12 protein-coding genes are annotated in these 11,705 nt (G+C 64.8%); 5 read left to right on the top strand and 7 right to left on the bottom strand.

The window, feature by feature from the left end:
- Positions 1 to 94: 94 nt before the first annotated feature.
- Positions 95 to 1,288 (bottom strand): M20/M25/M40 family metallo-hydrolase, encoded by a 1,194-nt coding sequence (locus tag RAD10_RS10500; RefSeq protein ID WP_461617390.1) that lies wholly within the window; start codon positions 1,286 to 1,288, stop codon positions 95 to 97.
- A 253-nt stretch (positions 1,289 to 1,541) separates the two neighbouring features.
- On the opposite strand from RAD10_RS10500, the gene RAD10_RS10495 reads away from it, so the two are divergent.
- Entirely contained in the window at positions 1,542 to 2,414 is an 873-nt protein-coding gene (locus tag RAD10_RS10495) for an outer membrane protein (RefSeq protein ID WP_461617389.1), read from the top strand.
- Positions 2,415 to 2,468: 54 nt separating this feature from the next.
- Here the strand turns inward: RAD10_RS10495 and RAD10_RS10490 are convergent, their stop codons facing one another.
- Both RAD10_RS10490 and RAD10_RS10485 read right to left on the bottom strand, forming a co-directional pair.
- Positions 2,469 to 3,719, bottom strand: a complete 1,251-nt coding sequence (locus RAD10_RS10490) for an MFS transporter (RefSeq protein WP_461617388.1) — start codon at positions 3,717 to 3,719, stop codon at positions 2,469 to 2,471.
- Between the two features lie 295 nt (positions 3,720 to 4,014).
- Positions 4,015 to 5,535: a CYTH and CHAD domain-containing protein gene (locus RAD10_RS10485; RefSeq protein ID WP_461617387.1), complete on the bottom strand. Its 1,521-nt coding sequence runs from the start codon at positions 5,533 to 5,535 to the stop codon at positions 4,015 to 4,017.
- A gap of 277 nt (positions 5,536 to 5,812) precedes the next feature.
- Here RAD10_RS10485 and RAD10_RS10480 point away from each other — a divergent pair, with 277 nt between their 5' ends.
- The 3 genes from RAD10_RS10480 to RAD10_RS10470 all read left to right on the top strand — a co-directional run bounded on the left by RAD10_RS10480 (position 5,813) and on the right by RAD10_RS10470 (position 8,084).
- Entirely contained in the window at positions 5,813 to 7,231 is a 1,419-nt protein-coding gene (locus RAD10_RS10480; RefSeq protein ID WP_461617386.1) for a TAXI family TRAP transporter solute-binding subunit, read from the top strand.
- Between the two features lie 252 nt (positions 7,232 to 7,483).
- Entirely contained in the window at positions 7,484 to 7,723 is a 240-nt protein-coding gene (locus RAD10_RS10475; RefSeq protein ID WP_461617385.1) for a hypothetical protein, read from the top strand.
- A 178-nt stretch (positions 7,724 to 7,901) separates the two neighbouring features.
- On the top strand, positions 7,902 to 8,084 hold the full coding sequence (locus RAD10_RS10470) for a hypothetical protein (RefSeq protein ID WP_091964622.1): 183 nt from the start codon (positions 7,902 to 7,904) through the stop codon (positions 8,082 to 8,084).
- 129 nt (positions 8,085 to 8,213) lie between these two features.
- On the opposite strand, the gene RAD10_RS10465 is transcribed toward RAD10_RS10470, so the two are convergent.
- The 4 genes from RAD10_RS10465 to RAD10_RS10450 form a co-directional block, all read right to left on the bottom strand.
- Entirely contained in the window at positions 8,214 to 8,582 is a 369-nt protein-coding gene (locus RAD10_RS10465) for an avidin/streptavidin family protein (RefSeq protein WP_461617384.1), read from the bottom strand.
- A gap of 146 nt (positions 8,583 to 8,728) precedes the next feature.
- Complete coding sequence (locus tag RAD10_RS10460) at positions 8,729 to 9,169, bottom strand: CBS domain-containing protein (RefSeq protein WP_461617383.1); 441 nt, start codon at positions 9,167 to 9,169, stop codon at positions 8,729 to 8,731.
- Positions 9,170 to 9,309: 140 nt separating this feature from the next.
- Entirely contained in the window at positions 9,310 to 9,606 is a 297-nt protein-coding gene (locus RAD10_RS10455) for an HGGxSTG domain-containing protein (protein ID WP_461617382.1), read from the bottom strand.
- Positions 9,603 to 10,250, bottom strand: coding sequence for a hypothetical protein (locus RAD10_RS10450; protein ID WP_461617381.1), 648 nt, complete (start codon positions 10,248 to 10,250; stop codon positions 9,603 to 9,605). Before RAD10_RS10450 ends, RAD10_RS10455 begins: the two co-directional genes overlap by 4 nt.
- A gap of 453 nt (positions 10,251 to 10,703) precedes the next feature.
- On the opposite strand from RAD10_RS10450, the gene RAD10_RS10445 reads away from it, so the two are divergent.
- A complete protein-coding gene (locus RAD10_RS10445; protein WP_461617380.1) occupies positions 10,704 to 11,687 on the top strand; it encodes a Bug family tripartite tricarboxylate transporter substrate binding protein in 984 nt (327 codons plus the stop codon).
- Positions 11,688 to 11,705: the final 18 nt, after the last annotated feature.

Here is an 11,705-nt window from a genome sequence, read left to right as displayed (position 1 = left end):
AGCGCAGTCCGCTGGCGTAACCCACCTCTTCTGCTTCCACGGAGACGAACAGTGGTGGGTTACGCCTTCGGCTAACCCACCCTACAAGCCCGCCTCACCGCATCGTCGCGAGCTGCACGGCCAGCGCGCAGGCGCGGTCGTATTCGTCGAGATTGATCCATTCGTCGATCGTGTGCGCCTCGTTCTGGCCGGCGCCGAAGGTCACGGTCGGAATGCCGTGGCGGACCATCCAGTTGGCATCGAGGCCGCCATTGGCGGTGCGGACGTTCGGAGTGCCGCCGACCGCGGAGACGGCCTCGACCGCGCGCTTGATGATGGGCTGGCTGTCCTTCATGCGGAACGGATAATAGTCGGTTTCGGCCTTGAACTTGACCTTGCCGGATTTGCCCTGCGCATTCGTCACTTTCTTGGCCGCCTTTTCGAACGCGGCCTTGTAGGCTTTGGTGATCTCCTTGAAGAACTTTCCGTCATGGCTGCGGCTTTCGCCGCGGACATGCACGTAGTCGGTGACGACATTGGTGGCATCGCCCGCGGGGCGGCCCTCGCCGCCGGTGACGGGACCGACATTGCTGGTGCCTTGCCGCTTGCCCTTCACCACCTTGCCGAACCAGCCGCCGGCCTTCACCTCGGCGAGCGCGAGCGCCATGATCATGGTCGAGGAGATGCCGCGCTCCGGCGCGACGCCGGCATGCGAGGCGCGCCCCATGATCTCGACGGTCCAGCGATCGGCGCCGACCGCGCCGATCACGACGTTGGAGGCCGAGCCGCCGTCATAGTTGAAGGCCATCACGGGCGAGCCGAGCTCGTCCAGCTTGACGTGGCGCGCGCCGTAGAGCCCGCTCTCCTCGCGCACGCAGAACAACAGCGTGATCGGCGGATGGTCGAGCTTGTGCTTCTCGAGCTCGGCCGCCAGCGTCACCAGCACGCCACAGCCGCAGCGATTGTCGCCGCCGAGCGCGGTCTTGGCGGAGTTGACGATCTTGCGGCCCGATTTCTTCGGCTTGGCCCCGGCACACAGCGGCACGGTGTCCATGTGGGTCATGAACATGATGCGCGGCTGGTTGTGCAGCGCGCCGCGGCCGGGCAGGTCGACGATCAGGTTGCCGGTCTCGGTCGGCACGGGAATGCGGGTGTTGGCATCGTCGAGCCGGATCGCCTTCGCCGCCACGCCGCTGTCCTTCAGCGCGGCCATGAGCTCTCGCCCGATCGCCGCCTCCTGTCCGGTCACGCCCTCGACGGCGAGGAAGCGCATGAGGCGGTCGGTGGCGGCTTTGGTGTCGACAGGCATGAGTTCATTCCCTTGATGCGCGATGCTTGTCAGCATCCCTTGCAGCACGCCGTTGTGCAAGGCGGCCTCGACGCATGAAGGACGGAGCTGCGTTGCCATGCGCGCATGGTCCCGCAGGCGGCGTCGCGTCGCGCGAACACAATGTGTCCGGATGTTGCTGTCCGGTGACAGCGTCGGCTGCGATTCGCTTCTAACTTAAGGTGTTTCTTGGCGCCGCGGCACGCCGATACTTGCCGAAATGCTGGGGACGACGATGCGGATCGCGGCCATTGCGGGTAGTGCCTTATTGTTCGGTGTCGTGGCGGCAAATGCCGCGGATATGGCGGTCAAGGCGAGACCCGCGCCGGTCGCCGCGCAGATCTTCAGCTGGACCGGCTTCTATGTCGGCGCCAATGTCGGCGGCGCCTGGACTCCCGGCAGCGGTGACAGCAATTTTGGACCGCTGTTTCCCGCTTTCGGCGTCCCGCCCCCGGTCGCACCCGTGCTGACGATTGTTCCCGAACAGAGGGGCACCATTCCCGGTGACGGCCGCCACAGCGGTGTCATCGGCGGCGGCCAGATCGGATACAATTGGCAGGTCCAGCAGTTCGTGCTCGGTGTGGAGGCCGACGCGGTCGGCACCGGCTTGAGCGGCAGCAGCGGCAGCGCTTCGCGTACCTTCGGCGCCCCGACATTTGCGCCGCCGGTGACGCAGACGGTGACGGTCGATTTCGGTCATATCGACTGGATGGCCACCTTCCGCGGCCGCGCCGGCGTCACGGTGGACCGGGCGCTGTTCTACGTCACCGGCGGCGCCGCCGTTGCGGAGATCGGCGGTTCCAGGACCACCGTTGTCAACGGCCCGGGTATCGGCATTCCGGCGGGAACGTTCACGGCAGCGAACGGCTCGACAACGCGCTGGGGCTGGACCGTCGGCGGAGGCATCGAGTGGGCATTCACCCCGAACTGGAGCCTGGCCGGCGAATATCGCTACACCGACTTCGGTCGCCGCAGCGTCGCCTTCACCGTTCCCGATGGGTTCGGCGGCGTTTTTGCGACGGGGACGTCAAGCTCGCGGCTGACCGTCGAGCAAGCGACCCTCAGGGTCAATTACCGCTTCGGCGGGCCGGTCGTCGCCAGGTACTGAGCTCGGCCACGGGGGCGCTCTGAGAGCGTGGAAGGATGGGGTTGAGCGAACCGCTCAGCCCGTCCCGCGTAGCGGCAGCGTATAGGCCAGGAAGACCAGCACGCCGATTGCCAGCATCGCTGCCATGAACAGCAGCACCGCCGGCAATCCCGCGAGCGCCGCCACCGCGCCGGTCACCGACTGCACCAGCGCCGCGCCGAGGAAGAAGGCGAGGTTCACGGCCGCCAGCGCCTTGCCCGTAGTCTGCGCGTCGACCAGCTGCCGCGACATCCCGAACAGCAGCGGCTGGGCGGAGGTCGCAAGGCCGATCAGCACAAACAGAACGAGGTCGTATTGCGGCGGCATCACGGGCACGCCGAACAAAACGGACACGGGGTAATGCGGCGCCCCGAGCGCCATCAGCGCCAGCAACAGCGCCCCGGCCATATGCGAGCCTGCCACCAGAGCGCGGCGGCGGCCGAGCCTGCGATCGATCATGCCGATGCACAGGGGCCCTGCGATCATCGCCAGGGTGAACGCGCCGAGCTGATTGCCGGCCTCGACCCGCGACAAGCCCTTGACGTCCATCAGCCACGGTCCGCCCCACAGGCCGCGCAGCACCAGCGAGGTTGCCAGCGACACCAGCGCGAGCGCAATCAGGCCGCGTAAGGGACGTGAGAGGCCGAGCCTGAGCACCTCGATCATCTGCGACAACGGCGAGGAATCGTCCTTGTGCTCGGCCGGCTGCTGCGGCACCAGCGCGAACACGGCGAGCGCGACTGCAACGCCGCCAGCCGCGGACATCCAGAACCCGGCGCGCCAGCCGTAAGCGTCAACCACGAAGGCGAGCGGGCTCGACGACAGCAGCATGCCGACATTGCCGATCGAGAGGATCGCGCCCGACCACAGCCCGAAGCGGCCCGCCGACAATTGCTTGGCCGCCAGCGTCATCGGGCACATCAGCATGCCGGACGTGGCAACGCCCAGCATGAACTGCCCGACCGCAAAGCTCGCAGCCCCCGTGGCAAAGCCCGACGCCACCGCGCCGAATACGGTCCCCGCGAGCAGGCTCAGCGACACCGGCCGCACGCCAAACCGGTCCATCGCCGCCCCGACCGGGATCTGCGCTGCGGCAAAGGCGAAAGGATAGATCGAGGTGAGGCTGGCGAGGGCTTGCGGCTCGATGTGGAAATCCGCGGCCATGAGGTCGAGGCTGACGGCGGGAATAGTGCGCAACAAGGTCGAGAGCATATGGCCGCAGGCGAGCGCGAGCAGTGCAAAGATCAGCGTGCGGGTGGCGGTGCCCGCGTCGTCGGTGGTGGCCATGGGCGTCCCGTCCCGGAAGGTTTGGATGGGCGTACATGATGACGAGGCGGGCGCCAATGGCGGCAGCGCGACCCCCTCATTCCGGATTGTGGCGTCTCGGGATCAGCGCGCGGAAAGACGAGATACAGGCAGCCGGCGGTTCGTCGTTGGCTACCTCAGGGCCCGCGCGAGCACGACGTTGCTGATCGTCGCCGTTCGCGGGCCCCTTTGGCCGACGGTTCGCATCGTCAGTGATGGGCAAGATGGAGCCGAACTGATTCGCCAGTTGCCGACCCAAGTTGCAATGCCGGCCCTCCTACGCTCGCGCACTCGGCATCGCGCGCAGCCGGCGCAACCTGCTCAGCTCCTTCGTTGCGTCCTTCATCAGGCCGTCAGCGGCCTCGCGTTCCTGGCCGACGACGACGCCCGATGCGAAAGCCTGGGCGCGGCGGTGCGCAGGTGGCGCCGTCAGCGCCGCCTCCGTTGCCAGCTCGCGGTGCGCCATGAAGTCGTTCAGCGATCCGAGCGCGGATTGAATCTGCTTCAGGCGGTCGGACAGGGCTGCAAGCTCCTTGCGGTCGCGATCAGCGTAGAGGCTTTCGAAGAAATCGACGGCGTAGCGGATCTTCTTGATCTTTATCCGCAGCTTGTGGCGCCGCATCGGATCCAGATCGTGCAGGCGCTTGCCCTCCTTTCGCGCCTTCCTGATGCGCCGGTCGAGCAACTCCGCGGCGTAAGTGGCGATCGAACGGTCATCATCGCCGTGAGGCCGTCCGCCTCCGATCCACTCGATCACGTCGATCAGCAGGCGGCGGTAAGGCGCCGACATGACCGCATCGCGTGCCCGCTCGAATGCCGCCACCCGTTGCCGGGAGAACCTCTTGCGGATCGCGCGGGCGCCGCGTCGCGGCACGTCCCGTTCGGTGATCGGCCGGATGCTCTCGTTCAGGAATACGTCGATTTCACGCGCCGGCGCCAGCTCGCTCGTGAGCCATTTCAGCTCGGCCTTGATCCGCGCGGTGCTCGCCCGCGGAAGGATATCAGCGAACAGCGAGATGGCCGCACGCAGACGCCGCAGGCCGACCCGCATCTGATGAACCCCTTCGGCGTCCATCTCACGTACCGGATCGGCATTCGCGGTGACCTGACGTAACGTCGAATGCGCGATGACGCGGAACGCCTCGCGCGGTGAGAGTCCGTCCTCCAGTGCGATCGGCTCGGCGTGTTGTGCGCCGCCGCCACTGCCCGCAACGAGCAGGTAGCCGCGCTCGGATTTCGAACGCAGATCGAGCTCCGCCCCGGTTTTGCGTTCGAGATCGCGGGCAAGGCGGAACAGGTCCGCGACATGCCCGGCCTTCAGTTCCAGCTCCAACTCGGCGACGGGCCGCGACCGGTGGCCGGCGCTGATGCGGCCACGGTCGACCGCTAGTTCGATCTGGCTCTTCCGGACGCGTCGCGCCTGCGCCAGGCGATGAATGTCGGTCTGGAAGACCGGCTTCAGCTTGTGAGGAAGCTTTCGCGTCGCAAGATCCCGGAGCGGCGTGTGTCCTGTCTTGTTCAGGTCGGGACGTGCACCGGAAACCTCGTGCTCCCATTCGTCCCGCTTCACGCCACCGGTGCCGCCGGCTTTCACGGTCTGCACGTAGCGCCCCTCGATCTTGCGGACGCGCAGCGTCAGGCCATGGCGCCTGAGCTTGTGCTTGGTCGTATCGAAGTAGGTCGACACGAGCGACTGCTCGGACTGGTCGCCGCGCCGCCCACTCAAACCGCCCGTCCGCAACACGGACGACAATTTTCGCGGCGCAACGCGGAATTTAAGTTCCGTTTCGGAGGCCATGGCGAATTCTTCCGTTTGCTGAATTCAAAGTGGTGCCGGCTCGGGAAGTTCCGGGGCCGCCAGCTTTTCAACCCGCACGCTGCTGCGGGAGCCGCAAAAGCATGAAAACTTGAAGGCAACGCCATGAACTGAAGCGGCGCCCTGGGCCGAACCAACGAAATCGCGATCCTCGTCACCGTTCGCGCGTACGGACCGGGCCGGCCGCCAGAGATTGTTCCCGGGAAAACGTGGTATCCTGCGGAGCAGGGAGAACCACGATCTGCGGTTGGCGGCGGCCATGTCTTCGTCGGAGAGTACGAGTAAAACGACCAGTGAAGCGGCTCGCCGCGAGCGGAGAAGGAGCAATTCCTTACTGTTGGTCCTCGCCGTTGGATTTCTCATTTTTGCCGCCGCAGCCGGCGCGCTCTATTATGCGTTGCGGCCGGACATTCTCCGGATCGCCGTTGGACCGTCCGGCAGCGATGACTACAAAGTCATTCAGGCGATGGCCGACACCTTCGCGAGCGAAAGCCGAACTGTCAGGCTGCTTCCCGTCAAAACTGACGGGGCGGTGGAGTCTCTCGCCCTGCTTGGGGCGGGCAAGGCCGACCTTGCCGTCGGCCGCGGCGATCTGGACATGCCCGCCGAGGCACAGACCGTCGCCGTCGTGCGCAAGAACTTCGTCGTGCTGTGGGCTCCGTCTGGACCTGCCGGCAAGAGCTCGAAAAGAAAGCCCTCGCCGAGAATCAAGGAGGTCGCCGATCTCGCAGGGCGCCGCGTCGGCGTGATCGGCCGGACCCCGGTAAACGCCGCATTGCTACGCGTCATCCTGAGCGCCTCCGGAGTGGAGGCGGACAAGGTCGTCGTGACACATTTCGGCACGGACCAGACCGAGGAGCTGGCACGCGATCTTACCATCGATGCATTCATGGCGGTCGGGCCGCTCGACAGCAAAATCACGTCCGATGCCGTGGCTGCAACGGCGCGCTTGCGCGGCGAGCCGAAGTTTCTCGCCATCGAGACATCGGAAGCGATCGCCCTGAAGCATCCGCGGTATGAATCGGAGGAAATTCCGCCCAGCGTCTTCAATGCGGATCCGGCCTGGCCGGGTGACAAGGTTGAAACGGTCAGCGTCAGCCACCTCATCGTCGCGAGAAAGTCCCTGCCTGAAACGACAGTCGCCGCCTTTTTCCGCCAGCTCTTTGCCGTTCGCCAGGCGATTGCAAGACAGGTCCCGGGTGCTGCGCATATTATCAAGCCTGATGTCGACAAGGACACGGAGCTGCCGGTGCATCGGGGAGCGGCGGCTGTCATCGACGGCAACGAACGTACCTTCCTCGACCGATACGGCGATTTCTTCTGGTTCGGGTTGCTGCTTCTCTCCGGGATCGGCTCGGCCGCCGCCTGGTTGCGTCGCTATTTGAATCGCGACGAAAGAGAGGAAACCAACGACCACCGCAAGAGAATCCTGGCCATGGTGTCCAGTGCGCGAACTGCGGGATCGAACCAGGAGCTTGTGGCTCTGCAGCGCGAGGCCGACGCCATCATAGCTGAAACGCTCGAATGCTACGACGACGGCGCTATCGAGGAAGAGGAGCTCGCAGCATTCGGTCTGGTGCTCGGCCTGTTGAGCAACGCCATCGCGGAGAGACGAGCCGCGCTGCAGCCCGCCAACTTCGAAACCGTTCGAGGCGCGGCGAGCGCGCCGCGAGGTTGAGACGACCGGCGCTGCGACGCATCGGCCCGCAAATGCCAACGGATCGAGGGGCGGAGCCGCCTAGATCAACTTCTGCTTGTGTGCACGGGCTTCCGACGCGGTCGAAGTTCTCCGCCCCGACACACATCCTGCTGTCGATCGTGACGCTCTCGTCGCCGTTTCGCTTATTCCATCATTCGGTGCCCGCGCTGTTCGGGAAGAATCGGAACAAAACGGACATCATCGCTCTTACTCTAGATAGGAGACCTGCTCATGCTGTGCTCAAGGCCGCCACGGGTCATTCGCACGACGCTTGATCTTGCGAACGCAAGGCAGGTCAAGTCCGTTCGAAAGCGCCTCAAGATCTCCGATGCCGATCTGGTCAGGATCGTCGAAAGGATCGGCAACTCTCTGACGGCCATCGAGAAGGAAGTTCAGCTCGAAAAGCTCGAGCTCGTGGAGCAGAGCAGCGCCAAGGATGGACTCAAGGGTGGACTCACGTCCCCCGGATAGATTCAGTTACCCGATCGAAAAGGAGAACTCCGATGAACGGCCTGATTTACCTCATAGGATTAGTCGTCGTGATCGCGGCCATTCTGTCGTTCTTTGGCTTGCGTTGACCGTTCTTCTTGTGCGTTCGCGATGCGCCACCTCTTCCGGGTGAATCCGTTCGCAACTTGGCGTGCATCAAATGGATGATTTGCACCAGGTGAATACCATCATCGCCACGACCATTTGCGCGTTCTTCAAGGGACATCCCGACACGCAGATCGGGACCGAAGAGGCCAAGCTGCTGGCGAAGCAGATTGCCCAGGCGCTGGATGAGGCAGGGCTGCAGATTTCCGCAGTCGATCCGACAAACGCGCCGCGCTAGCTTTTCGGCTGGCACTCGGTGATATGGCCAGACGCCGATTGCAGTATTTCGCGGGGATGAAGCCTCGCGCAATTGTCGACGGCGAGGACGGGCGCCAATGGGCGGCAACGGGACCTGCTTCGTCGCGCTTCAGGTCCGTTCGAACGTATCGACGTTCGTTGTCACGGCGCGCCACCAGTTCACCGGTTTGAGCTTCGCCGGCTCGCCCTCTCTGGACGCGCTCAGCGCCTGGTCTGCGATCACGAACCAGGCAGTCTCCATCTTTCCGTGACGCAGCAATCCGGTATAGGAGACGGCGCGGTCGCCCGTCGCAGACGAGCCCACTGCGACAAAGGCGATGCAATTGCCTTTATGAAACCCGGTGATGGGCACTGCTTGGCCGTAGAAGCCGCTGTCGTCGAGCGCGGTCTCGAAATTCCCCTCAATGCGGCCGTTCGCATCATCATTGATGCGTAAGATGGAGCCGAATTGATTTCGCCAATCGCCGACCCAGGTCATGTCGGTTCTCCTACGCTCGTCGATTTGGCTCGGCGCGCAGCCGGGCAGCCTGTGCAGTTCCTTCGCGACACAGTCCGATTGCGGTTGATCTTGCTGCGGCCTTCGTACGGCTCGGGATGCCGGCCTTCAAGGCGCGACGGCCTGCTTCAGCCGTTGATCGCGCCTGCATGCTGTCCGCCCGCTCGCGAAATTCCGTGCAGCGCCTTCGCCACACCGTCGCCGGGCCTGCACCCGGCAATATCGCCGAGTGCGATGATGCCGACCAGCCGCTTGTCTCGATTGAGCACTGGCAGCCGCCGCACCTGAATGTCGGCCATGTTACGGGTGACCTCTTCGATGTCCTGGTCCTCGTAGCAGTATCTGACGTCTGTGGTCATGACCTTCCGCACTGGCGCGTCCGGCCCCAGGCCCATCGCGACCCCTCGCGTTGCGATATCGCGGTCCGAGATCATGCCGACAAGGTGATCATATTCAGTCACGGGCAGCAGGCCGACATTGAGCGCTGCCATCGCCTCGGCTGCGTCCTTGATGCTGTCCTGCGGGGTGCAAAGCTGCACCTCGGGAGTCATTACATCCCTGACTCTCATGGAAATCTCCGTCGCTGATAGGCCGCCAACAAAATGCGCCGGCGGTCGTTCCACCGGCGGGTCGCAAATGGGCGACGAATTCATGAAGTCATGATGCAGTACCGCAGGCAATGATTGTCCATTGACGGCACGCTTTTGGACTAAGCGGTTTGATCCCTCGGATCGTCTGACGCCATCTCCCTCAGCAGTCTTCCTGCCTCATCAAGCAGTTCCCGGATCGCCCTTCGTTCGACGATCCGCTCCTGCGTGAAGGCGCCATGCTTGTGCGCGTTGCGGTTTCCCCATGGCGCGCCCGATCCGGGCGCGCCGCCGTGCATACGACAGCGGAGCTTGCCGCGCAGGGCCGGCGCGCGGCAGGCGAGGCCGCCGCGGGTGCCGGCGCCGCAGCGCGGGCTTGCCGCCATCGCGCGCGTGTTGCGGATGTGACCGGCACTCATGCGGTGGCGCCTTGCATGGCCTCGGCGCGGCCGTGTTCTCCGACGTTGCCGGACGGGACCGGCCCCGCGTCGATCGCGGTGCCCGGCTCGGCAGCGATCAGATGCGCCTGTTGCGTGACATTCCCCACGATCGCGCTGCCGCCGTCCTGCACCGACAGATTCTGCACCGTGATCGGACGTTCGCCGTTGCCGCGATGGCGGTTGAGAGCCTCCATCTGGGCTGCGAAGGTGCGGGCCAGCCGGGTCAATGTGCGTGCCACGCCTTCCTGCTGCGGGATGCCTTCGGCGAAGGCGAGGCGGCAGGCAAAGCGCATGGTCGCGACGTGGACGGACACCATCTGCGCCGTCAACATGGTCTCGAGGGAATCCCGCGGCGCGATGCTTTTCACCATCGAGATCATGAAGGCGAGATTATCCTCATCGGGCTTCTGCAGGATCACGCTGGCTTTCATCAATTGCTTGAGGATGCCATGCAGAGCGTCTTGATCGGCGGCACCGAGCGCCTCGCCCATCAAGTGCTCGCCGGTCTCCGCGTCCGGATGCTGAATTGCGATCCGTTGTCCAGTGAGCTTGACCCGCGGGGTGGGCCTGCTGCCGTACCTGACGATTGGCGTCGTGCTGTTGCGTGTCATGGCTGTTGTCATGTCGATGTCTCCTTTGAGCCCACGGCACGGGCGAGCAGGCCCCTCTGGTGCGAGGCCGACCCTCTCGGTTGCCGTGCGGCGATTGCGTTTTCAAATGTCGATGCTGGGCTTGTGCGCGATCGAAGCGAGGCCCACATGACCGTGGAGGCCGGGTTGCTGACGCTAATCGCGATGATGGCATTATGCCCCTGTTTTGCCCGACGAGTCAAAATCGACTTCGTAACATCCGAAAGCCTCTGCCTGGCGTAAGTCCTTGTTCGGACAGGGGCCGTCTACTGTGCATGGGGTTGTTTTCGCATTTTTTGTTTGCGAGCGATGCGCACGTGCCGTGCGGCGGAATGCCGGCGACCAAACGCGATTGCGAAATCCGGGATGGCCGCTATTCATGATCTTCAGATGCGTCGCACCAACAAGCCTGCACAAGTGGCGCTGCTGATGTCTGGGAGAGAACCAATGCAACGAACCGCCCGCCTGCTGGCCGTCATCGCCGGATTGTGTGCCTCTGCGCTGTCGACGCAGGCCATGGCGCAGAAATATCCGGTGCGGCCGGTCAAGGTCATGGTCGGCTTCAGCGCCGGCGGTCCGGTCGATGTCGTCGCGCGCATCATCGGCGATCGCCTGGGCAACAAGCTCGGGCAGCCCTTCGTGGTCGAGAACCGCGCCGGCGCCAACGGCATGATCGCAGCCGAAGGTGTCGCGCGTGCGGACGGCGACGGCTACACCATGCTCGCCTGCAACTCGTCCACCATTACGCTCAACAAGACGCTGTTCAGGGATATCCGCTACGATCCGCAAGGCGACTTCGCGCCGCTGACGACCGTCGTGTCGGCGCCGCTCGTGCTCGTGGTCAATCCGGAGAATCCCAAGACGGCAAACGTCAAGACCGTCGCCGATCTCGTCGCAGCGGCAAAGTCCGCACCCGGTGCGCTGGCTTACGGCTCGGGCGGCAACGGCAACCTCGCCCATCTCGCGATGGAGCTGCTCAGCCAGAAGGCCGGTATCAAGCTGATCCACGTGCCCTATCGCGGCGGTTCGGCGGCCGAGGTCGGCATCCTCGCACAAGAGGTGCTGGCCGTGTTCGATCCGCTCTCCGCCGTGCCGCTGGTCAAGGCCGGAAAGTTGCGCGCGCTCGCGGTGTCGTCGGCCGAGCGGCTGCCGTCACTGCCCGATGTGCCGACCGTCGCGGAAGCAGGCTTCCCCGGCTTCGACATCTCGTTCTGGGTCGGCTTCTTCATGCCGAAGGCGACGCCGGCGCCGATCCTGGAGACGCTGCACCGGGAGATCGCCGCGGCAGCCAAGGATCCGGCGGTCGCGGAGAAGCTCGGCTCGCAGGGCGTGGTCAGCGTGCTGACCCCGGCCGAGTACGCCGCGAAGATCGCGAAGGAGACGAAGGAGCTCGCCGAGGTCGTCGCAGCCGCGGACATCAAGGCGGAGTAGGGAGCGCACCTGCTTCCA

It is taken from the genome of Bradyrhizobium sp. 23AC (assembly GCF_054863025.1).
This window is presented reverse-complemented; position numbering and strand designations above follow the sequence as displayed.

What these genes read in the sequence shown, in the direction of transcription:
- RAD10_RS10500 (WP_461617390.1), bottom strand. Translation starts at nt 1,288, where the DNA reads ATGCCTGTCGACACCAAAGCCGCCACCGACCGCCTCATGCGCTTCCTC.
- RAD10_RS10495 (WP_461617389.1), top strand. Translation starts at nt 1,542, where the DNA reads ATGCGGATCGCGGCCATTGCGGGTAGTGCCTTATTGTTCGGTGTCGTG.
- RAD10_RS10490 (WP_461617388.1), bottom strand. Translation starts at nt 3,719, where the DNA reads ATGGCCACCACCGACGACGCGGGCACCGCCACCCGCACGCTGATCTTT.
- RAD10_RS10485 (WP_461617387.1), bottom strand. Translation starts at nt 5,535, where the DNA reads ATGGCCTCCGAAACGGAACTTAAATTCCGCGTTGCGCCGCGAAAATTG.
- RAD10_RS10480 (WP_461617386.1), top strand. Translation starts at nt 5,813, where the DNA reads ATGTCTTCGTCGGAGAGTACGAGTAAAACGACCAGTGAAGCGGCTCGC.
- RAD10_RS10475 (WP_461617385.1), top strand. Translation starts at nt 7,484, where the DNA reads ATGCTGTGCTCAAGGCCGCCACGGGTCATTCGCACGACGCTTGATCTT.
- RAD10_RS10470 (WP_091964622.1), top strand. Translation starts at nt 7,902, where the DNA reads ATGGATGATTTGCACCAGGTGAATACCATCATCGCCACGACCATTTGC.
- RAD10_RS10465 (WP_461617384.1), bottom strand. Translation starts at nt 8,582, where the DNA reads ATGACCTGGGTCGGCGATTGGCGAAATCAATTCGGCTCCATCTTACGC.
- RAD10_RS10460 (WP_461617383.1), bottom strand. Translation starts at nt 9,169, where the DNA reads ATGAGAGTCAGGGATGTAATGACTCCCGAGGTGCAGCTTTGCACCCCG.
- RAD10_RS10455 (WP_461617382.1), bottom strand. Translation starts at nt 9,606, where the DNA reads ATGAGTGCCGGTCACATCCGCAACACGCGCGCGATGGCGGCAAGCCCG.
- RAD10_RS10450 (WP_461617381.1), bottom strand. Translation starts at nt 10,250, where the DNA reads ATGACAACAGCCATGACACGCAACAGCACGACGCCAATCGTCAGGTAC.
- RAD10_RS10445 (WP_461617380.1), top strand. Translation starts at nt 10,704, where the DNA reads ATGCAACGAACCGCCCGCCTGCTGGCCGTCATCGCCGGATTGTGTGCC.